Origin of the sequence: Pedobacter sp. W3I1 (genome assembly GCF_030816015.1) — a bacterium.
Classification (GTDB): Bacteria; Bacteroidota; Bacteroidia; order Sphingobacteriales; family Sphingobacteriaceae; genus Pedobacter.
In genome coordinates, this window is record NZ_JAUSXN010000001.1 from 4,853,611 (window position 1) to 4,874,973 (window position 21,363).

General features: G+C 40.1%; 16 protein-coding genes, 1 tRNA gene and 2 riboswitches. Of the genes, 5 read left to right on the forward strand and 12 right to left on the reverse strand.

Annotated elements, in window-relative coordinates:
* Positions 1-161: 161 nt before the first annotated feature.
* From QF042_RS19755 to QF042_RS19780, 6 genes are all read right to left on the reverse strand, one after another.
* On the reverse strand, positions 162-1,025 hold the full coding sequence (locus QF042_RS19755) for a DUF4397 domain-containing protein (protein WP_307531601.1): 864 nt from the start codon (positions 1,023-1,025) through the stop codon (positions 162-164).
* A gap of 10 nt (positions 1,026-1,035) precedes the next feature.
* Entirely contained in the window at positions 1,036-3,804 is a 2,769-nt protein-coding gene (locus tag QF042_RS19760; RefSeq protein WP_307531603.1) for a TonB-dependent receptor, read from the reverse strand.
* A 109-nt stretch (positions 3,805-3,913) separates the two neighbouring features.
* Entirely contained in the window at positions 3,914-4,870 is a 957-nt protein-coding gene (locus QF042_RS19765) for a cytochrome-c peroxidase (protein WP_307531605.1), read from the reverse strand.
* 269 nt (positions 4,871-5,139) lie between these two features.
* Entirely contained in the window at positions 5,140-5,781 is a 642-nt protein-coding gene (locus QF042_RS19770) for a YceI family protein (RefSeq protein ID WP_307531608.1), read from the reverse strand.
* A 32-nt stretch (positions 5,782-5,813) separates the two neighbouring features.
* Positions 5,814-7,133 carry a peroxiredoxin gene (locus tag QF042_RS19775; RefSeq protein ID WP_307531610.1) on the reverse strand — a complete coding sequence of 440 codons (1,320 nt, stop codon included), beginning with the start codon at positions 7,131-7,133 and terminating at the stop codon, positions 5,814-5,816.
* 80 nt (positions 7,134-7,213) lie between these two features.
* Positions 7,214-8,515 (reverse strand): peroxiredoxin, encoded by a 1,302-nt coding sequence (locus QF042_RS19780; RefSeq protein ID WP_307531611.1) that lies wholly within the window; start codon positions 8,513-8,515, stop codon positions 7,214-7,216.
* Between the two features lie 160 nt (positions 8,516-8,675).
* A riboswitch (SAM riboswitch) is annotated at positions 8,676-8,773 on the reverse strand.
* Positions 8,774-9,573: 800 nt separating this feature from the next.
* Between QF042_RS19780 and QF042_RS19785 the strand changes: the two genes are divergently transcribed.
* From QF042_RS19785 to QF042_RS19795, 3 genes are all read left to right on the forward strand, one after another.
* Positions 9,574-9,644: transfer RNA gene (locus QF042_RS19785), tRNA-Cys, on the forward strand.
* Between the two features lie 24 nt (positions 9,645-9,668).
* A riboswitch (SAM riboswitch) is annotated at positions 9,669-9,768 on the forward strand.
* A gap of 77 nt (positions 9,769-9,845) precedes the next feature.
* The gene (locus tag QF042_RS19790) at positions 9,846-10,028 is read left to right on the forward strand and encodes a hypothetical protein (protein WP_307531613.1); all 183 of its coding nucleotides are present in this window, start codon (positions 9,846-9,848) and stop codon (positions 10,026-10,028) included.
* A 42-nt stretch (positions 10,029-10,070) separates the two neighbouring features.
* Positions 10,071-10,649, forward strand: coding sequence for a DUF4833 domain-containing protein (locus QF042_RS19795; RefSeq protein ID WP_307531615.1), 579 nt, complete (start codon positions 10,071-10,073; stop codon positions 10,647-10,649).
* Between the two features lie 260 nt (positions 10,650-10,909).
* On the opposite strand, the gene QF042_RS19800 is transcribed toward QF042_RS19795, so the two are convergent.
* A complete protein-coding gene (locus QF042_RS19800; RefSeq protein ID WP_307531618.1) occupies positions 10,910-11,185 on the reverse strand; it encodes a hypothetical protein in 276 nt (91 codons plus the stop codon).
* Positions 11,186-11,275: 90 nt separating this feature from the next.
* Complete coding sequence (locus QF042_RS19805; RefSeq protein ID WP_307531620.1) at positions 11,276-11,740, reverse strand: hypothetical protein; 465 nt, start codon at positions 11,738-11,740, stop codon at positions 11,276-11,278.
* A 147-nt stretch (positions 11,741-11,887) separates the two neighbouring features.
* Between QF042_RS19805 and QF042_RS19810 the strand changes: the two genes are divergently transcribed.
* Entirely contained in the window at positions 11,888-12,376 is a 489-nt protein-coding gene (locus QF042_RS19810; RefSeq protein WP_307531622.1) for a nuclear transport factor 2 family protein, read from the forward strand.
* 181 nt (positions 12,377-12,557) lie between these two features.
* Here the strand turns inward: QF042_RS19810 and QF042_RS19815 are convergent, their stop codons facing one another.
* Positions 12,558-13,091: a hypothetical protein gene (locus QF042_RS19815; protein WP_307531624.1), complete on the reverse strand. Its 534-nt coding sequence runs from the start codon at positions 13,089-13,091 to the stop codon at positions 12,558-12,560.
* Positions 13,092-13,259: 168 nt separating this feature from the next.
* Between QF042_RS19815 and QF042_RS19820 the strand changes: the two genes are divergently transcribed.
* Positions 13,260-14,147: a winged helix-turn-helix domain-containing protein gene (locus tag QF042_RS19820; RefSeq protein WP_307531626.1), complete on the forward strand. Its 888-nt coding sequence runs from the start codon at positions 13,260-13,262 to the stop codon at positions 14,145-14,147.
* Between the two features lie 39 nt (positions 14,148-14,186).
* Here QF042_RS19820 and QF042_RS19825 read toward each other — a convergent pair whose 3' ends face one another.
* The 3 genes from QF042_RS19825 to QF042_RS19835 all read right to left on the reverse strand — a co-directional run bounded on the left by QF042_RS19825 (position 14,187) and on the right by QF042_RS19835 (position 21,225).
* Positions 14,187-16,106 (reverse strand): glycoside hydrolase family 97 protein, encoded by a 1,920-nt coding sequence (locus tag QF042_RS19825; RefSeq protein ID WP_307531628.1) that lies wholly within the window; start codon positions 16,104-16,106, stop codon positions 14,187-14,189.
* Positions 16,107-16,181: 75 nt separating this feature from the next.
* Positions 16,182-18,380, reverse strand: a complete 2,199-nt coding sequence (locus QF042_RS19830) for a beta-glucosidase (protein WP_307531630.1) — start codon at positions 18,378-18,380, stop codon at positions 16,182-16,184.
* Positions 18,381-18,408: 28 nt separating this feature from the next.
* The gene (locus QF042_RS19835) at positions 18,409-21,225 is read right to left on the reverse strand and encodes a TIM-barrel domain-containing protein (RefSeq protein WP_307531632.1); all 2,817 of its coding nucleotides are present in this window, start codon (positions 21,223-21,225) and stop codon (positions 18,409-18,411) included.
* Positions 21,226-21,363: the final 138 nt, after the last annotated feature.

Below are 21,363 nucleotides of genomic sequence, written 5' to 3' on the forward strand. Positions count from 1 at the left end.
ACTAACGCTATATGGTGAAAACAATTAAAAGATCCTTCACTGCGTTCAGGATGACAAGATTTCTAAAATAACAAAGGGGCATTCTATCCAGATATGCCCCTTTTTCTAACCAAATATAAACCTGTTATGAACCAGGAGTTTTTTTATACATCGTGATGATGTTAATTATGTGTAATAATAGTAGCTGTAATCGATGGTGCTCCTCCCACTGTACCGTTAATATAAACCGTATAAATTTTCCCGGCCTCGAAAGTAGCGGCATTTAAAGCACTGTTTGTTAAAGGAATAACTGCCTTAGTCGTATTATCTTTAATAACTAAACTTAGGTTTGTACCTGCATCTACCTCCTTAAAAGGCCCTAGTGTTTTCCACGTTAAGCCTTCAATAACAGCAGGAGCTTTTCCAGAGGTATAAGGAATGATCGTCTGGTTGCCAAAATTGCCATAGGCCACACCGGTAAATATTTCCGTGCCCGCGGCATAAGTAAAGTCAACTTTTGGTGCATCCGGCGAAAAATTGGCAAACCTGACTTTGGCTTTTCCCGCTGCAGGAAGCGTAAGGTCATCATAAACGAGGATCAAACTGTCGATATTACCAGGATTTAAAGTACTGGTTAATCTTTTCTTCACCGTGAACAAACTGTGGGCAAAATTGGCAATAGGCCCATTCGGACCAGCAAACGACGCCGAATTTGTTTCCTGTACAAAATTTGCACTGCCTCCGAAGATGTAAGAGGCTTTATATGAAGCTTCCGTGCCTTCGGTGAGGTTGAACTGTACCTTTCCGAACTGGGTATCGAGATAACCAGTAGCCGTATTCCGTTGAAGTGCGGTGGCAGTAACTTTTCGGGTGAAATCCCAGAAATTAACCGCTAGGGTTGATTGCCGTGCATTGATAAACTTCACTTTAGCACTTAAAGCCGGTCGATCGCCAGCATTGATGTCCAGGTAATCTGTCTTTTTGCAAGAAGTAAACAAAGTAATGGCCAATGCAAAAAATAATATTGGAAATTTATAAATTCTCATGTGTTTCATTTTATTTAAAAGTGGCCGAAAGTCTGATAAATGGTTGTAAACCTGTACTCGTACCAGATTGCGCAGCACTTGGTGAATTTGTTCTCGTAATATTGCTTCCAGGGGCAGGAATAGAATAATCGCCAAGCACATTGAACAGATTATTTACACCAACTGTTGCCTGCAGCACAGGGGTAATCCTGTACCCTGCTGAGATATCGGTAATCCAGATTGGGCTGTAGGTCTGATAATAATAGTCAGGTTTAGGAAAGTTTGCATTCAACTGGCTCACTGCCGATACTGATCCAAAATATACGCTACGCAATAAAAAGTTAAACTTGTTGATGTTGTAGGTTCCTTGAAGGGTAACTTTGGTTTTTGGAATGCTCCGGGTTACCCGTACCTCTTCACTTTCGTCAAAAATGATATAACGATAAGCTTCTAATCCTTTGGGCGTATTTACTTTTGTTAGGGTAGTTTTTTGCAGATTTGCACCAGCCAGAAAGGCTACATTTCCTCCGTTTGGAAGCAAGAAGCGGTAACTTCCGGTAAATTCGATCCCTCTGGTTCTGGTACTAAAAGAGTTATAAAAAAACTTGGCCTGTACGGTACCGGTTTGTACAAATAATGCCCTTACATCTGCCGGCAGATTGCTATCTGTTGCAGAAAAACGTCCGGTATTACCTACCCGATCATTAATATCTACCTGATAACCGTCAATGGTGATTTCTACATTTTGGATCGGTTGAGAAGTGATTCCGGCAGAATAACCTTTCGATTTTTCGGGTTGAAGTGATGGGATTCCGAGGGCTTTTGTAGCCGGGTTTACATTGTTTGCCGTAACCTGATCTATTGCGACACCATTCTGAAAAGTGGTAGAGGTTTCAGTATAGTAAAACTGGGCTAGATCGGGCGCTCTAAAACCTGTATTAAAGCCGCCTCGAACCGCCAGCCATTTTGCAAAACCGTAACGGGTTGCCGCTTTATAAGTAGTTACGCTACCAAAATCAGAATAATTCTCTACCCTTACCGCACCTGATAAAAGCCATTTATCAGTTACATTCAATTCGAGGTCTGCATAAGCAGCAGAAATAGAACGTTTAACATTTACTTCGTTCGAAGGCCTGAAACCTGCATGAATCTGGGAACCAGGAGAAAGTCCGTTTAAAGGTGTACTTCCCGCAGCTACAAAATACGGAATTCCCCCAGTGGTGTAACCAATAGAGTAAATAGTGCTCAGATCAGCTTTTGAATAAGAACCTTCTTCACCTGCAATAATCTGATAGGTTTCTACACGATACTGCCCACCAAAAGCAACATTCAATCCTTTAAGTACTTTATCAAATTTCCTGGAAAAATCTAAACTTCCGCTGTTTTGCGAAGCATTGTAACTGCCCGCATTAAAAGTCCGCGGTGTTTTTTGACCTAAACTGGCATTCAGCGTATTGCTGATAATATTATCGAAAGCATTACGTCCATACACATTAGAAACATCAAAATTCCAGCCACTCACCTTTCCCTTTACCCCTACCGCAAAAGACTGATCGGTGATGATGTTATCCATGGCTGGCAAAAATCCATCAGGGTAAACGAAAGTATTATTCCGTTCTGTCCATCCTGGCAAACGGTACACAGCCGTAAACTGCGAATTGCGGTGACTGATGCCACCAAATGAATACACTTCAAAACCATCTTTCAACGGAATAGCAGCATTAAATGCCAATAAACCATCTTTCGATTTATTGGTAGAGCCACGCTGATCAAAAAAATGCCGATCGATACCACGGCTGGCAATAATGGCGTCATCAATTTCTTTGGTATAAATCTGATCGAAGCCCCTTGTATTGGCTCCTCCACCATAAGCCGGACCGATGTAAATGCCATCAGAATAATTTCCGGAAGGAAGTGATACCGCCTGTGTAGCATATTCGCCAGTAACATTAAGAAATCCCTTTGTGCCCAATCTAAGGCCAATATTCGCATTTGTTCTGGTGGTTAATCCATCGCCTCTTCGGCGGATACTTTCGATGGTACTTGCGGTTATTTCATCCGCATTGCTTTTTAATACCACATTGATTACCCCCGCAATGGCATCCGATCCATACTGCGCTGCAGCACCATCCCTTAAAATCTCAATACGGTCTATCGCACCTACAGGAATGGCATTCAGATCGTATCCGGTAGCACCATTGCCCAAACCACCCCAACTAATGTTCGAGCTTTTATGTCTTCTTTTACCATTTACCAAAACCAATACCTGATCTACGCCCAAACCTTTTAATTGAACGGTAGAAGTTGCTGATGCCGCATCGCCACCACCAGAAACAGACGAATGAAAGGAAGGTGATACATATTGCAGCAGCTGTGTTACGCTAGCTTGCGGAGAGTTTTGCTGTAAAGTTTTTAAATCAATTACATCCACCGGAACGGGTGAATTAAGTTTAGTGCGGTTGGCATTCCGCGAGCCAACAATCTGTAATTCGCTTAAGGTATTGTCGGCCTGTTCGAGCGAAACGTTTAACTTGGTAGCTGATCCAATTTCGATAGTAGCAGTTTTATAACCGATATAAGAAACCTCGATAAATCGCCCGTTTTTAGTAGAAATTTTAAATGCACCATCTTTATCGGTAACCGTAGAACCATCAAGCCCTTTGATCTTTACCGATACACCCGGCAAAGGAGATTTATCTTCAGCAGAAACAACTACCCCGGTAATAACTCTTTGTTGGGCAGATATTTGCGCGTAGGTAAGTACGCTCAATAATAATATTAAAAGTAGTTTTTTCTTCATGTTGTTTATTTTGGAATAGACATACCAATGGCCATCCACCTCATTTTTAGTGGAAAAATGTGTTAAAAATTAAGTTTTAAAGATTTTTGATCGAACTCTGCCTATTTTATCATTTTTGTTTTTGAAACCGATCATCGGTAAGCGAAAGTAAAAAAGCCTCTATATCGTTTATTTCATTTTCGCTCAAGCCTAATGGTTTATTTAAAGAAAGATCCCTGTTTTTCCCATTTTTGATTACCACATCTGGATTATTGTAATATTGGATCACTTCTTTTAGGGTTTTAAACATCCCGTTGTGCATATATGGTGCAGTAATCCCAACATTTCTTAAACCAGGGATTTTAAAATGCCCTTTATGCTCTGGGTTATGCGTGACCTCAAATCTACCCTGGTCTTTCAGTTCTAATTCATTAAATAACCCGATTCCTTTAAAACGGTCGGCAGTAAAATCTTCACCCGAATGGCAATTGTTACAGTTGGCCTTTCCGATAAACAACATCCTGCCGCGCTTTGCATTTTCGGAGATGGCTTTGTCATCTCCATTAATATACCGATCGTAAGGGCTGTTTGCGGTTTCTAATGTTCTTTCGAAAGAGGCAATGGCCAGTAGCAAATACTTTTGTGTAGGTGGCGAATTAAAAATCTTCTGGAATAGTGCTGCATAATCCTTGTCTTTTTGCAAGCGATCAATGGCATCGGCAATAGGCAGGTTCATTTCTACAGGATTAATAATGGGCTGCAGGGCTTGATCCTCCAAGGAAGCGGCTCTGCCATCCCAAAAGAGGCTTGGTCTGCCCGAAAGATTGGTTACCGATGGCGAATTACGCGTTCCTTTGGTTCCCCCTACACCTAAGCTCACCGCTGATGTATCTGCAAAAGCAAATTCCGGTTTATGGCACGAAGCACAGCTAATGCTTTTATCTTTAGAAAGAATCGGATCAAAAAACAGCTTTTCGCCTAAACGTTCCTTACTGTTAATTACAGTGGGATCGTCTGCACCAAATCCGGCCATTAAAAACACCACTAAAACTAAGGACAGGGAAATTATTATTTTGCTTCTTTTCATTAGTGTATTCGGTTCGGAATTATTTAACGGGTCTTCGACTACGCTCAGACTGACATCCCTTAATTGAAATATTGTAGTCTTCATTAATCGGTCGTCATTCCCGCGCAGGCGAGAATCTTAAAGCCTTTGGTTAAGCTTAAGCATTAAGATTATCTTCGATGAGCACTTCGTGGTTCCCAATCAAGTTGGGGATGACGGACCTACCTGTTTAGCTAGCGAAAGGGAGAATACCAGACTCTCCCATCTCAACTAACCTAACAAGAGAGATTTTAATTATTGGCTACCAGCTGTACATTCAGCTCGAAATCATCATAGATGGTTTTATCGCCCAGGTTTTCAAAAAAGCTTTTAGACCTGAATTTGATATCGTACTTGGTTCTATCGACCGTAATTTTTGCATTTGCAATTACTTTATTGCCTTCTTGCTTAACTGTTGCAGGAAAACTGATTTCGTTAGTAATGCCTTTAATGGTGAGCTTTCCCTTCACATCATAAGTTCCTGCACCGGTACTTTGCACCGATGTAATGTTAAAATTAGCTTTACCAAACTTTTCTACCGCAAAAAAATCGTCACTTTTCAAATGACCCAACAGTTTAGCATTGGTTTCTTTATCAGTAAGATCGGTAACCGCAATGGTTTTGGTATCGAGCTCGAAACTGCCGCCTTTTAGTACTTTATTGTCTAAGGCTAAAGACCCGGAACTAACGTTGATGGTTCCCGAATGTTCTCCGGTTACCTTTTTGGCCACCCAGGTTAACTTACTCTGTTCAGGGCTAACTTTATAGTTTACCAGTTTCCTTACAAGAGTTTCCGTAGCTACCTTTAGTTTAGGTTTTGGCCCGTTTAAAGCTGTAAAAGATGAGGCTACAAGTGTAGTAGCAATAATTGCGATCGTTTTATACTGTAACATATTATTTATGGTGTTTAGTTTAGGTGGTTTAGCTATTTTCCATTTGCCTGTGCCTCAAAATAAGCAGCAGATGGTACTGGTTCTGCGATTAATTCATCCAGAACTTTATTGAATTTTTTCTCGTAATCATCGTAATATTTACCTGTAACGGTTCCGGTGTAACCGGTATATATTTCGCGTACTTCGCCTTTTCTATCAATAATAATGGTGGTTGGATAAGCGATAAATTTATTTAAAGCCGGAAGTTTATCAGCAACCAATCTTTTATCAGCCAGTCCGCCAAACAGGATATCGTATTTAATGTTGTATTTATCGCGTAGTTTACCCAGCGTATATTTTCCATATTCAAGGTCATCTTTCTGTTCGAAACCAATGGCGATGGCTTCTACGCCTCTTTTGGCATTTTTATTGAACCATGGCGAAAGGAATACGGTTTGATCGGTACAGTTCGGGCACCAGGTACCTACCAACTCCACAATTACAACCTTACCTTTATATTTATCATCCGTTAACGAAACAGACTTTCCATTCAGATCAGGGAAAGTAAAAGCAAGTTTTTTAACGCCTTCTTTTAAATGTGTGAGTGTATAAGGATCTGGCAATTCCGCCTGATTATCTTTTACGCCTGTAAACTTTAAGTTATCGTAAATGCCCTGGCTAATTTCGCCAGAAAGTGTACCATCTTCGTTAATCGTACCCTTATAAATTTTGGGACTTGGACCACTAAAACCAGAAAGTACAAACTGATTTCCCTGTACGGTACCTTCCAACTCACGGCTATCGCCAGTTACCTGCATAATTACACCTGTTAACTTATTGCCTTCTTGCTTTAATATGGCAACTTTGTTTGGAACGGCTTCTTTAGAAAAACCTTTAAACTCCCATTTTCCCGTCAAATTTGCGGTAGGCGCAACATCTTTTCCGGGCTCAACAAAGCGGTAAGATTTACCTTGCTCTGCAGTAAAAGGCAAAGCATTGCCCTGCAAGCCTGGTACTAAGCTTCTATATTCGCCTGAGATCCGTCCATCGCTTTCAATTTTGGCTACCAAAGCTGCATCGTAAGTATTCATTTTGATAAACAGTGAATCCTGTCCTAAATATTTGATATGGAAATCGTCTCTCCGTGTACCATTTAGCAGTGTAAATGTGGCATGCTCTGCATCTTTTCCCTTTAGTTCGAAATTAAAAGGGACTTCTGTTTCAGCAACTTTAAAAACACCGCGCCAAATTCCTTCTTTTATAAATTTTTTGGCCACTTTTGGTTCTTCATGCACCTTGTTTACAGCAAAGGCTGTAGTAGAAATGAGGGATGCCAGTGCCAGCACCTGCATTTTAGCAAAGTTAGTTTTCATCATGTAAAGTTTTGAGTGTAGGTTAAATATGGGCTGCAATATGATGCAGCCTCACATTTTTTTGGTTTGGTTGGTTTAGGTTACTTACTTTTTTGTGTTTCTACCGAAGCCAGTTTTTCGGGTACCGGTTCAGCAATCAGTTCATCTAATACTTTATTGAATTTGGTTTCATAGTCGTTAAAGTATTTTCCAGTTACAGTGCCGGTATAACCGGTGTAAATTTCTCTTACATTTCCTTTTCTATCGACAATGATGGTTGTTGGAAAAGCAATGAATTTATTTAGCGCTGGCAGTTTTTCGGCCACTACTTTTTTATCGGCAATGCCTCCGAAAAGGATATCGTAAGTGATACCATATTTTTCTTTCAATTTGCCCAAAGTGTATTTCGCATATTCAAGATCATCTTTTTGTTCAAAACCAATTGCAATGGCTTCTACACCACGTTTTTGGTTCTTTTTAAACCATGGAGAAAGAAAAACAGTTTGATCGGTACAATTTGGACACCAGGTACCAATTGTCTCGATAATTACGACCTTACCTTTATATTTATCATCACTTAAGGAAACATTTTTTCCGGCAAGATCTGGAAAAGTAAAATCGAGTTTTTTATAGCCTTCTTTAAGAAAAGTAAGTTTATAAGGATCAGGAAGTTCGGCGTTTTCGTTGCGTTGCCCGTCAAATTTCAGGTTTTTATAAATCCCAAATCCTTGTTCTCCGGTAATGCTGTTATCATCGTTTATTTTCCCTTTTACAATAAAAGGACTTGGTCCGGTAAAACCAGATAATTCAAATTCATCGCCCTGTACGGTGCCTTCCAATTCTCGGGTATCACCAACAACAGTCATGATTACGCCTGTAAGCTTGTTCCCGTTCTGTTTTAATAATGCGATCGAAGCAGGTACAGCTTCTTTGGTATAAGTTTTTATTTCCCATTTACCAGAGATATTGTGCTTCGGAGCCACGTCTTTACCGGGTTCGACAAAGCGGTAATTTTTACCATGTTCGGCTACAAATGGCAGCGAATTGCCTCTAAAGCCAGGTACCAGACTGCGGTATTCGCCCGATAAAGTCCCATCAGTTTCAATTTTCGCCACCAAAGCAGCATCATAGGTATTCATTTTTACATAAATGGAGTCATCGCCACGTCGTTCTACATGAAAATCATCACGTCTGGAGCCATTAATTAAAGTCAAAATGGCTGTTTGAGGATTTTTACCTTTTAATTCGAAGTTAAAGGGCACTTTTGATTCGCTTACACTAAACTCGCCCCTCCAAATCCCTTCTTTAGGAAATGGTTTTGCCACCTTGGCTGATGCAATGCCGCCCAGTAACAGTACTGAGGTGGTTAGGCATGCAATTTTTGAGGTAATTGTCGTTTTCATAATCATCATTATTAGTTAAACACTATCGTTTTAGAGTTTTTAATAACAAGGCACATTTTTCCATAGAAAAATTCAGGCAGCATAGATACAAGCTGTTTATACAGTTGTTTCTGCTTAATGAAATCCCTAACAGGAAACGATGTGTTTAATGTTATTGGTTAATTTATAATCTATTGCTAGATCAGTTTGAGCACTTTTTCCTATGGAAAGTTGCTAGAAGTTCAACGAGTACTGACTCTCCCTTCTTCTTTATAAATCAACTAATTAATGGTGGTGAATTAATTAGAGTAATAACCTAAACTAGTGGTGGTGATTAGTTAGGCCGTTCCTGATACCCCGGCAACTTATTGACTTAAATACATGACCACCATAATATTCTATCAAAAGGCCCCGGGGTACCAGGATTTTTATAAGAATATCTGAATGAAAACCTTAACAGGTGATCCGTATCTTAGTTTATATTAGCGGCAACAGCAGTTGTACTGATCTGAATAATTGATCAGAAAATATGGCTGAGGTTGTCTGCGGAGTTTCATATCGAACGTAAATTTGCTAGTGAACTATTATATTTTTTTGTAAAAGTATAAACTTTGTTTACTTTACACAAGTATTCCTATAGATTTTATAGACTTTATTCATAACATACTGATTTACAGAAATATAATTTTTCAATAAGACAAATTTCTCATTAAGCAAAGCGCTTTGAGCAGCGCGCATGGTGTAGTGGACGCATTGAAAGGGGGCTTCGCTGACTATCATTGACAATCCATAATTCAAGCCTCATTCGATCTGATAGCTATCGAATGAAGCGCAGTCCCGAACTTTCGGGAGAAAAATCTATTCCATTAGATTTCTCGACGGCATTGCACTCCGCTCGAAATGACGATACAGTAAAAACACAAACAACTAATAATCAACAAATTAAATAATAAAAAAATCTCAAGAAGCACAAATCTTACAAAAAACTACTATTTCTATAGAATTTATAGTAATTAATTTTTACTTTTGCTGAGTCTTCTTCAAAAAGTGACTTATAAAGCTATTTGAAAGGATCATATAGTCATGTGGCCGAGTGGTTAGGTAAAGGTCTGCAAAACCTAGTACGGCGGTTCGATTCCGTCCATGACGTCTAAACATTAAATTGTTTAATATACACTTATCAAGAAAGACGGAGGGAATGGCCCTTTGATGTCTTAGCAACCTGTTGCATAACAAGGTGCTAATTCCTTCTGCAATTGCAGAAAAGATGAGTTTGAAAGCAGATTCTTACTGTTTTCGACGGACTATCGACGGCTACCCTTTCTGAAACTTGCAATTAAAACTCATTCATATGTCGGTATATTTTGATTACCCATCCATCAGGGATTTTTTCGAGATCCACGGAAACACCTCCTGCGAAAAATTAGATGATTATGAAAATTGTAGAGCAGAATCAGATCGGCTTTATAACGAACAGCTAGAGCAATCCAATGAAGAAATTCATGATAAAGATGAACAAAATACAGGCACCTGAGATCAATACAATCGCTCTTATTTATAAAATTAAAAGCCTTCCATGCATTCAGTAAAGAATAAAATCCGAACGATAATTAAAATATTTTTAATCACTTTAATTTTCCTTAATTTTTCCAATCAAAGCCGGGCACAATCTAAAGATCCATCCCCGCTCAGTTTTCCTACACCTAAAAATGTAGATCATATGCTCTTTTACCTCCAGCGCGATCCAAATACGAACACTTTAATTTACGCACTAAACCTCAAAGAAAACGGGAGTATTAATACCGATGACCCTATTCAGGTTTATTGGATCCGTTATGGTGAAAAAGGGCAGAAAAAAGATCTCGGTTATATCCAACGGAAGTTTGCCTATGGTATCGATACGAAGGCCCTTGGAGCCGATAAATATGAATTCAGGTTTGTATCGCATAAAAAACTGCCATTTTACCTGCAAAGATATAGCGATAAAAGCTACCATGTTTCGGTAACGATAAACAACCGGATTATCAGGGTTACCCGATTGTTTATCAGGATTCAAGGCGGCAGCTTCTGGCTTCCGAATGTAAAATATGGAGAAATTGAAGGCATTGAAGAATCTACAGGAAAACCTGTAGTGGAACGGATAAGTGTAAAGTAACCAATTATTAAGTAAGGTACTTGACTCTTCTATCAATGACGTATGCCAATAAAGAGTCGTCATTGCGAGGAGGAACGACGAAGCAATCTTTGCTGCTAGTGATCCTTGCCATAAAGATTGCTTCGCCGGCTGAAAAAGCCTTCTCGCAATGACGATTTCTCGCAGCCTATCACCGCAAAATATCCTCTGTTATTTATATTGATTTTTATGAAATAAATTATTCCTCGAAATGACGACCTGCCGCGATAACAACAATACCCCTACCTCGGCTCTTTTTTATTGTCAACCGCGGTGCTAAATGTTTTATTAAACTCGCCCTTTATCCATTGTACTTTCCCAGCTGGCTGCACAGATGGGCCAATGATGTAATTTCCGGTTTCAGTATCGAGGATAACTACAAGATTGTTGGCATTTACTTCGGTGCGGTACCTTCCACCAGTTTGATCTTGTCCGTTTTTAAAACTGATGGCCGTAAACATTAAGCCTGCGCCTAAGAACCCCAACAAAAGGGATTTTGTGTCAAGTGTAATTTTCATATTCTAAAGATTTATTTGTGTGTAAAATCAAGATAAGATTTTTGAACGCCACATTTTCATTCTATCAGAAATATTGCAATCTGCTTAAGATTAGATTTTAAACATGAGATAAGTTAAGGCAATGGCTATTATGATAATGATTGTCAGCTTAACCAGAAAACTTTTAAGCGGCCTGTTATTTTCTGTTGCATTACCAGCGATGATGTTTTTAATATCAGTATCCCTACTTTGTTGAGCAACATTGGTTCCAAGCTGGTTTTTCGTTAGCTTTTCTACATAATCTTTACTTTCGGCCAAACCTGCGCCTGTAGCATCCTTATAACATTTAATTGCATTTAACTTATTGCCCTGGCTCAAAATGGCTAACAATTGTTCGTCAAGATGAGCTGGGTCTGTTATCGGTTTCTGGCTACCAGTCTGCAATCCATCGGCATAATCTTTAGCATCTTTTAAACCACAATGCACATGATCCATGATTAACTTTACTGCGGCAATTTTTTGGTTACTGGCGATTAGCGACAATGCTTCCTGCTGTATATCGGGACTAACATTCATAAGTTTAAGTTAATAAAATATATAAATAAAGTCGCCGTAAAAAACAGACAAATTAGACTAGCTTTACAGCAGAAATGCCTATTATTAAAACAATTGAGCTGAGTTCAGCTTTTCAAAAATCATCAAAATCCATAATCAACAAGCCAAATGAATTACAAAATTTTCTTTATAGTGCTGCTCGCAATGTTTTTTACCCAGGTAAGTTTTGCACAGAAAACTACAACTCCAGACAGTTTATACAATGCAGTGGTCAAAGCAGATAGCCTTTTATTTCAGGCATTTAACAACTGTGATACGGTAACGTATAGAAAATTCATTAAAGAAGATCTTGAATTTTACCACGATCTTGGCGGACTTACTGTTGGTGCTGACAAAGAATTGTTATCTATCAAAGAAATGTGTGAACGTGGAAATCACATCCGCAGAGAACTGATTAAAAGCAGTCTTGAGGTTTATCCTTTAAAAGGTTATGGTGCAGTAGAAATTGGTATTCATCATTTTTACCATACCAATAAGGGTCAAAAAGAAAAAATCAGCGGCACCTATAAATTTGTTCATGTTTGGCAATATAAAGATGGACTTTGGAAATTGGCCCGTGTAATCAGCTATGGACATAACGAGATGCACAGTGACTAATTAGAAAACCAGATTCCCATCATGGATCAGTGATTTAACAGGTGATGCCCTTGGCACGGCTTCTGCAGAGCTTACATAAACGGTTTCCCCTGCCGGCCCGGTAGGCGTGCATCATATCGAAGCACACCTCCAGACACCAACAACAACGTATACAAGTGTATGTATTTCATTATTTGTTTACTCAGCAACCGCCTTTGCGGGGAACACGTTTAAAAATTACTTTACCATCCCGTTCTACATAATCGCACGATACTATTGGATATGAATACTTAGGCGCGTACGATACGCTATGGCTTCTTATCATTATTTTGTCGTTAACTTTCAGGCTATGCAATTGCTCAAGTTGAGACTTTTCCGGCTCAAATTTTACAATATAATCGTCGCCATTAATCCTGACCATAACACCGAAACCTAATCTTGATCCTGGCGGAAGAGAAAGAGAGGTTACAACAGTCTCCATATTGGTAAAAGCAGTGATATGCTTCCTTATTTTAGCAGCACCGGTAAGCACTTTTCTACCTTGGGGAGAAGCCTCCCATTTTTTGAACTTGATACCATCAGGGCTAGCCTCCCATTTTTTCCTTTCGGCTTTCCTTTCAGCAGCAGAAAGCGGCGGCTTCTTAGTCGTTTCATTCTTGATTTCACGATTAGCAAATACTAGTCCGCTTACCACAACCAGTGGTAACATCAGCGCATAAATTACTTTTTTCATCATTTTTTTGGGTTTATTAAATTACATATAGATTCTCTTGATAGATCGGATAAGACATGCTTTTTCATATGCTATCAAAGTTGACTCAGCAAAATTACTTTGATATTTTCCAGCCTGAGTAACTTGGATTGTAAATAAAAATGTAACCTTTGTAAATAAATCGTAAATAGTATGTCTGATAACCGAAATTTCATTTCAGGGAAAAGCAAGTACCTGTACGTATTGATATTACTTTCGTTTATCGCTGTAATCTGCGCAGCTTTCAGTATGACTGACAGTGCCGGCTTTGATATCGCCAGAAGAGAAGTTTTGCTCCGCAGGATCGGACATGAACTACTCCTCCTGTCGGGCGACAGCATATCACGGGTGCTGCCGGTAAACAAGATCGCAGAAAATGAATATCAAATCAGGTTTGAGAAGGAGCTTACTTTTCAGCCGGGCTTACTGGTAAATACTATACGCCGTTTGTTGGCCAAAGACCCGCTTGCAAGTGATTATGTTGTCAACGTTCTGAATAGTGGCAACTCCAGTGTAGCCTATGGATACGCTATATCAAAAAATAAAAAAGATGAGATTGTAGCATGTATAGGAAGAGTGCAACCTAAAGCACGTTACATGATTAACATTAAATTTAAACCGACAGGGGTAAATATCACAAAGAAAGGATATATTCTGGGTAGCCTGCCATTTTTAGCATTTGTTGGTTTTATTTTTTTGAGAGCTATTAAACCCAGAAGAGCCATACTTAACGATCAGCGCGCCAATGTATTCACGTTAGGATCGGTCTTGTTTGATGCGAAGGAACGGCAGTTGGTAATAAATAAAAAGGTCATAGACCTGACTGGGACTGAAACCCGTCTGCTGCTTATTTTCGCGTTGTCTCCTAACCAGACGATAGAGAGAAGCCGGCTGCAAAAAGAGATCTGGGAAGATGAAGGAGTTATTGTAGGGCGGAGCCTGGATATGTTCATATCAAAACTTAGAAAAAAACTGGAACTTGATCCGAATATCAACATTGTTGTTATACGCAGCAAGGGATATAAGCTTGAATACCGTTAAAGCATTAAACCACAAATAAAAACTCTTTTTTGATTTCTCTTACAAACTGTAGATTACCCCTGTAAATCCACCTCGGGGAAGACACTGAATTTGCTGTATATCTGATCTTTTAACACTTTTGGTTTCACTCTTAATCGACTTGACATCTGCTCCGTCTTTGAAAAGATCGAAAGTATAAGCTGAATTACCTAGAAATTTAAAACTTAGATGGAGTGTTTGTGGGGTGTCTTTTCCGTTAAGACCGGCGACATACCAAAGTTTACCTTTTCTTCTTGCCATCACAACCATTTCACCCGGGTAGCCTTCAATCAGTTTGGTTTCATCCCAGGTTGTAGGAAAACCTTTTAAAAAATGCTGAGGTCCTTCAGCCAGATGATAAAAAGCAGAGGGTCTGTCTGCAAAATGCTGTAAACCGGATTCAAAAACCACCGCCAATGCCAGCTCGTGGGCAAAGGAAGTTTTATGCTCATGCTGCGAATCTGAAAACGTTACCGGCGTATAGTCCATCGAACCGATTATATTACGGGTAAATGGAAGCGTGGTGTTATGCGCAGCAGCTTTATCCGTTAAGATTGAGTTATTGTTATACCATTCTGCCCCGTAAACTGCTTCCGTAGTCATTAAGTTGGGGTAAGTACGGGCCCAACCGCGAGGTACTGTAGCCCCGTGAAAGTTAACCAGTAAACGGTATTTTGCCGCATCTTCAAGAATGGCAATATAATATTTCATCATATCCTGCTGGTCTCCTGCAAAAAAATCAACCTTAATACCTGAAACGCCAATACTTTTCAGCCAGGAAAATTCCTTTTCTCTTTTCTCTTTTGTTAACAGCCTGTCTACCGGAGTTGGCTCAAGCCAATCGGTACCTGAATTGTACCATAAGAGCGTTTTGATGCCCTTACTTTTGGCATAACTCAGCGCATCTTCCAGCTTTCCCCCGTTAGACATTACATCCCATTCCCAATCGATAAGTACATATGGCCAGTGCATTTTTACCGCGAGATCGATATATTCAATTACTTTCTTGTAATCCTTTGAACCATGATTATATGCCCAATATACCCATGCTGCGCTTCCAGGTTCAATCCATTTGCTATCTTTAAGGGTAGAAGGTTCGCTTACATCAGTAATCAATGTACTTTGTACCAGATCGGCCAGCTCTCCTATTATCATTACATGCCACTGTGATTTCCAGGGGAGGCTGGAAACATCTCCGCCTAACAGGTTCTTTTTTGCGGCAGGATAAGTTACTTTATATATGCTATTATTTTGTTTATTATTCAGCCTGGCTGCACAATTCTCCTTGCTAACACCAGCCTCGGAAAGGAGTACCCATAAGGATTGATGATTAACCTTATATAACGCCGGATATCCCCAGTCGCTATTCTTTTTTTCATTAGTCCCAGTGGTAGAATGTAGAAAAAAATCCTCATAAGCCTGATTATATGGCTGCATCCATCTTTCAGTGCCTGCAGGAATTACATAGGCTGTTGCTTCATCTTTAATGGAGATAATAGAGCCCGGGCGATTGGGAAAGCGATATCTGAACACAACGCCATCGTTATAAACTTTGAAAGTAATCTTTAGAGGTTGACCGGACGAATTTTTATAATAGAATGTTTTTTCAGTCCCAAAATTCTCACAAAACTTGCGCTTTCCGGTTAGCATTTTATACTGATCATGAACAGCAACGGCCTTCCCTTCCTTAACAAATCTAAGATTTGACACAAATTGCTGATCTTCTCTTGAAATACCTAGTGGTGAGCTTGGCAGCACCTCAATATAAGCGCTTTCTTTTTTATACAGCACCTTAAAATGAGGCTGACCCAAGCCTTCCTGACCAGCTTGTTGCATTTCCACAACCACTTTAATCTTTTTATTGGGAGACAAAACCTGTTGGGCATACCCTATCGGTCTGAAGACGAGGATAAGGCTCAGACTTAAAAAAAGACTTTTCATTTATTTTTTTATAAAAGTTTATGCTCAGGTACAAATATCTCCTCTAATAAACCCGTTTCAATTGCCCTTGAAATCCTAATTTACCGTTATTTTCAATTTTTGAGAAATGTGGTTTGATGAGTTGCCTAACTGCAGTATAAAATCACCTGCCTCAATATTCCAATTCTTCTTAGTTTCATCATAAAAAGCCAAATCTTCTACTTTTAATCGAACTTCTACTGTTTTAGTTTCACCAGGCTTCAAAAATACTTTCTCAAAGGCTTTCAGCTCTTTCACGGGGCGTGGTACCGTACATACCGGATCATGTACATATAATTGGGCAACCTCAGCACCATATTTTGCACCGGTATTTTTAACGGTAAATGAAATCCGGATGATATCGTTTTTGCTATATAATTGTTTATCTGATGACAGTGGTCCTAAATCGAAGCTGGTGTAGGAAAGACCATAACCGAATGAAAATTGAGGTAATATTTTTTTGGTATCAAACCAGCGGTATCCTACCAGAATATCTTCTTTATAGAATTGGTTAACACTATCACCAGGATAGGAAAGTCTACCATAAAAATGTGCAGCATTATCCTCTAATTTTTTGGGAAAAGAGAACGGCAGTTTGCCAGAAGGGTTTACCTCCCCCGAAATCACATCTGCCAATGCATTTCCAGCTTCAGAGCCCAGGTACCACCCTTGCACAATAGCAGGCACATTGTTTATCCATGGCATTGACACTGCATTGCCGCTGAGCAGTACTACTGCTGTATTTTTATTCACTTTCAGCAAGGCATCAATTAGTTTATCCTGTCCAAAGGGAAGGCCTAACGAGCGGCGGTCGCCACCTTCACAATCCTGAAAATGATTTTTATTAAGCCCTCCGATAAAAAGGACAATATCTGCTTGCCTGGCCACCTCAATTGCGGCAGCTACCAAAGAATCGGCATTTAGCCTGGATGGCTCCTCGCGCCCATAAACTGATGGCCCCGAAGCATAACCGAGACTGTAAACAATATGGTCTTCTCCATATTTAGCGATCAGCCCTGCTAAGGGTGATTTTTCATAAGCCACCTTCAGTGATGATGACCCTCCGCCGATGACCAGGCTCCGATCAGCATTTTCTCCGATGACTGCAATTTTTTTGAATTTTCCACCTGGAACAGGAAAAAACTTGTTTTCATTCTTTAAAAGTACAATTCCTTCCTGGGCGATTTTACGGGCTGCCTCGCTATGTTCAGGAGAAACGAAACGGCCAAAGGGCCTGTTCTGGCTCATTGTGGTGCGGAAAATCAAACGAAGGATGCGGCGTGCTTTATCATCAAGCAAAGCGATGTCATATTTCCCTTCTTTAATCCCTTTAAGGAAAGGATTAGCCAGATAGTATGCTGAGTACGGAAACTTTCCTTTTGTTGTTAAACCATCGGTATAGGTACCCATTTCCAGGTCGAGCCCATTGTTAACTGCCTGATCGGTACTATGAACACCACCCCAGTCGCTAATTACTACTCCATCAAATGCCCAATCTTTCTTTAGAATTTGGTTCAAAAGCAGGTCGTTATGGCAACAATGCTGGCCTCTAAACTGGTTATACGAACCCATTATAGACCACACCCTGGCTTCTTGGACAGCAGCCTTGAAAGCTGGCAAATAAATTTCATTTAGTGCACGGTCGCTTAAATCAACATTGATATGGCCACGCCATTCTTCTTGATTGTTTAGGGCAAAATGTTTTATACAGGCAGCTACCCCCTTAGACTGAACACCCTGAATGTAAGGTACCACCATACGGGAACTGAGGTAAGGATCTTCACCCATATATTCAAAATTCCGTCCGTTTAACGGGGTACGGTAAATATTTACACCAGGTCCCAACAGCACTGTTTTATTTCGATAACGGGCTTCCTCTCCAATTGACTGGCCATAAAGCAAAGATAATTTAGGGTTAAAGGAAGCTGCCAAACAGGTAAGTGCCGGAAACGCGGTACAAGAGTCATTCGTCCAGTTCGCTCCTCCCCATTCATCCCATAAAACTTCCTCACGGATTCCATGTGGTCCATCGTCAGTCCAAACTTCAGGTATGCCCAAACGGGGTACGCCTTTTGAACTGAATTTTGATTGCGCATAACAAAGAGACACTTTCTCTTCAGGGGTCATTAGTGAAAGTGCATTTTTAACCCGCACCTCAATTGGCTGGCCTAAATCAAGATAAATTGGCTGTTTTTGTTGTGCGCCCGCCAATAAAGAAGCGCATATAACGGTTATCGTTAATAATATTGATTTCATTAATGTGTGTGTTTGCAACAACTATCTATTATAACTTTACTATTGTTTGGTTACCATCGTAACGAATGATTTTCGGCGCTGCATTTGTTTTGCCGATAATAACAACACGGAAAGTTCTGTTGGTTAGCATGCCCTGGAAATTACCTTTGCGTTTATTGATGACCAGGACGTCTTTAGCGTTGGAATATTCAAAATCAATGGTAGAGAAAGCACCCTTTTCGTAATTATAGTTATTGCCTTCATCTTCGTATAAACTAAACTTTCCATCCCTGCCTTTGTAAACGCGAATCTCAATATTATCGGGTTTCTTTTCCGAACTATACTGCATTACCGCTCCAACAGGCAAAATGGTACCCGCAGGAACAAAAAGAGGGATGCGCTCAAGTGGAGCTTCTATACTTAACTTTTGGCCACCTTCTATCTGTTTTTCGCTATAGAAATCATACCAACGGTTTCCTTCAGGGAAATAAACTTCGCGGCTACGGGCTTTGTAACTATAAACAGGACAAACCATTAGGCCTGAACCAAAAAGAAACTGGTCGCTTACGCCGTAGGTCTGCTGATCAGCGGTATAGTCCATCGCAAGCGATCTCATTAAAGTATAATCCTTATGATAGGCCATTCCCGCCAGTGAATAAATGTAAGGCATCAGGCGGTAGCGGAGTTCATCATAGTAAATAAGGCTTTTATAAACCGGATGACCCTCGGGTGCCAGATTATAGATTTCGCGGTAAGGGAACTGACCATGACTACGGAAGAGCGGACAGAATGCCCCAAACTGAAACCAACGCAGGTTCAGTTCACGCCATTCTTTCAGATCAGCATTTTCAGTGCCTGTAGTGTCAAAAGCATTTTGGCCTTCAACATAACGTTTCTCTACGCAGAAGCCGCCAATGTCCATCGTCCAGAAGGGAATACCAGACATGGCAAAATTAAGGCCTGCAGGGATCTGCGCTTTAAGGTCTTCCCATCTTGATGCAATATCTCCGCTCCAGGTAGCAGTAGAGTACCTTTGCAGACCTGAAAAGCCTGACCTTGTTAACAAAAATACCCTTTTGTTATTTTCGGTTTCACGCTGACCTTCATAAATTGCCTTGGCATTCATCAGGGCGTAGGCATTGAAATATTTCGAAGAAGATCCGAGGGCGGTAGGTCCACACAATTTCTTGCGGTAATCCATATCAGTACAATCACGTACATTGGGTTCAGAAGCATCCATCCACCAGGCATCGAAACCCTTTACGTACAGGTTATCTTTCATCTGTTTCCAAAAGAGCTTTTGGGCATCTGGGTTGTAGGCATCATAAAAAGATCCTACATATCCTGAACCTATCCAATCGCGTACACTGTCTTGCACGGCCTGCATATACATCCATCCCTTTTGACTAAACTGTTTAAAATGATCTGTTGTGGTATAGAATTTAGGCCATACTGAAATCATAATATTTGCATTTTCTTTATGTACCGAATCTACCATCCCTTTAGCATCCGGAAAGCGTTTCAGGTCAAATTGATGGCTTCCCCAAGCATTTTCGGGCCAATAATTCCAGTCAAGCACAATATTATCCAGCGGAATTTTACGCTTCCGGTATTCACTTAACACCTCTAGCAGCTCATCCTGAGTTTTATAGCGCTCGCGACTTTGCCAAAAGCCCATTGCCCATTTTGGCATAATGCTAGCCTTGCCCGTCAGCGTGCGGTAACCACTTATTACCTCGTCCATGTTTTTACCGGCTACGAAATAATAGTCCATTTTATCACCCATTTCTGACCAGAAGGATATATTACCATTTTTTTCTATCGGAGAGGAAGAAAGTGCCTTAAGGCCAACATAGGAAACGCCTCCATCGGGTTTCCACTCCAGTCTTACTTTGGTTCGTTTTCCTTTTGTTAGCGGGAAGGAAAATCTGAAAGTATTGGGGTTCCAGGAAGTACGCCAACGTTCAGGCACCACCAATTTTCCGTCAAGCCATACTTTGGTATAACCCGCATAGTATAGACTGAATTTATAAATATCTGTATGGTTGGGAAGGATCGATCCTTCCCAAACTACAGAACCATTATTAAAATTAAAATCTACGGGAAATTTCTTCACTGTTGTCAGATTTTCATAATCAATAGCTGACTCCTGACGAACAATAGTTGCACTGCCTTTATTGGTATAGGTTGCCGTCAGAAAACCTTCCTTCCCTTCTTTATCAAAAAGGCTAAACTGGTTCAGGTCTTTGTAATCTCTGGGATCACCGTATTTACTCTGCGAATAATTGTCCCACAGGATGCCATAATTTTTTGTTGACATAATGAACGGCACTGAAACTTTGGTATTGTACTGAAAAAGATCTTCGCTTTTATGTTTATAATTAAAATCATCAGACTGATGCTGCCCAAGGCCATAAATGGCCTCGCCAGATGTGCCCGAAAAGACTTGCTGGAAAGTATAGCCTTTATCGTTTTCTACATTAAAAGGACTGAAGGTTCTTTTAACCTCCTGAAGCAGTACCTTTCCGGTCTTATCGGTGAAAGAGATCTGACCCGAAATCAGGGAAATTTTTACAGTAATGTCATGAGTAGATAGTTGTGCAAATGAAGTATTTTTTGTCACCTTAAAGGGAACTGTTGGTTTAAGCCCGGGCACTACGCAAAGGCTTGCCACCTGAGGAATAACATTTTCGGGTGAGGCCTGCACCCGTATAATCCGGCTGTTAACAACATTTATTTCAATTGTCCTGGCTGCTCCTGCCTTTGGATGCACCTTTATACCGTCCTGTAGTGTTTCAACAGCATCTACTGCAAGCAGTTTTGTTGTAACAAGCAACAATAGCATAAAAAAAGAAAATCGTTTCATAAAAGGGATAAGGTATTAAATGGTTAGAATAATGTTGCCTGATTTTTATGATTCAAAACTACAATACCATATTCTGGGTACAGAGCAGTAATGTTAAATTAGTAAGAAGAAATGTTAACACAGCAGCATTTAAAAAGC

What these genes read in the sequence shown, in the direction of transcription:
- QF042_RS19780 (WP_307531611.1), bottom strand. Translation starts at nt 8,515, where the DNA reads ATGAAAACGACAATTACCTCAAAAATTGCATGCCTAACCACCTCAGTA.
- QF042_RS19770 (WP_307531608.1), bottom strand. Translation starts at nt 5,781, where the DNA reads ATGTTACAGTATAAAACGATCGCAATTATTGCTACTACACTTGTAGCC.
- QF042_RS19765 (WP_307531605.1), bottom strand. Translation starts at nt 4,870, where the DNA reads ATGAAAAGAAGCAAAATAATAATTTCCCTGTCCTTAGTTTTAGTGGTG.
- QF042_RS19835 (WP_307531632.1), bottom strand. Translation starts at nt 21,225, where the DNA reads ATGAAACGATTTTCTTTTTTTATGCTATTGTTGCTTGTTACAACAAAA.
- QF042_RS19795 (WP_307531615.1), top strand. Translation starts at nt 10,071, where the DNA reads ATGCATTCAGTAAAGAATAAAATCCGAACGATAATTAAAATATTTTTA.
- QF042_RS19800 (WP_307531618.1), bottom strand. Translation starts at nt 11,185, where the DNA reads ATGAAAATTACACTTGACACAAAATCCCTTTTGTTGGGGTTCTTAGGC.
- QF042_RS19810 (WP_307531622.1), top strand. Translation starts at nt 11,888, where the DNA reads ATGAATTACAAAATTTTCTTTATAGTGCTGCTCGCAATGTTTTTTACC.
- QF042_RS19775 (WP_307531610.1), bottom strand. Translation starts at nt 7,133, where the DNA reads ATGAAAACTAACTTTGCTAAAATGCAGGTGCTGGCACTGGCATCCCTC.
- QF042_RS19825 (WP_307531628.1), bottom strand. Translation starts at nt 16,106, where the DNA reads ATGAAAAGTCTTTTTTTAAGTCTGAGCCTTATCCTCGTCTTCAGACCG.
- QF042_RS19760 (WP_307531603.1), bottom strand. Translation starts at nt 3,804, where the DNA reads ATGAAGAAAAAACTACTTTTAATATTATTATTGAGCGTACTTACCTAC.
- QF042_RS19755 (WP_307531601.1), bottom strand. Translation starts at nt 1,025, where the DNA reads ATGAGAATTTATAAATTTCCAATATTATTTTTTGCATTGGCCATTACT.
- QF042_RS19805 (WP_307531620.1), bottom strand. Translation starts at nt 11,740, where the DNA reads ATGAATGTTAGTCCCGATATACAGCAGGAAGCATTGTCGCTAATCGCC.
- QF042_RS19815 (WP_307531624.1), bottom strand. Translation starts at nt 13,091, where the DNA reads ATGATGAAAAAAGTAATTTATGCGCTGATGTTACCACTGGTTGTGGTA.
- QF042_RS19820 (WP_307531626.1), top strand. Translation starts at nt 13,260, where the DNA reads ATGTCTGATAACCGAAATTTCATTTCAGGGAAAAGCAAGTACCTGTAC.
- QF042_RS19830 (WP_307531630.1), bottom strand. Translation starts at nt 18,380, where the DNA reads ATGAAATCAATATTATTAACGATAACCGTTATATGCGCTTCTTTATTG.
- QF042_RS19790 (WP_307531613.1), top strand. Translation starts at nt 9,846, where the DNA reads ATGTCGGTATATTTTGATTACCCATCCATCAGGGATTTTTTCGAGATC.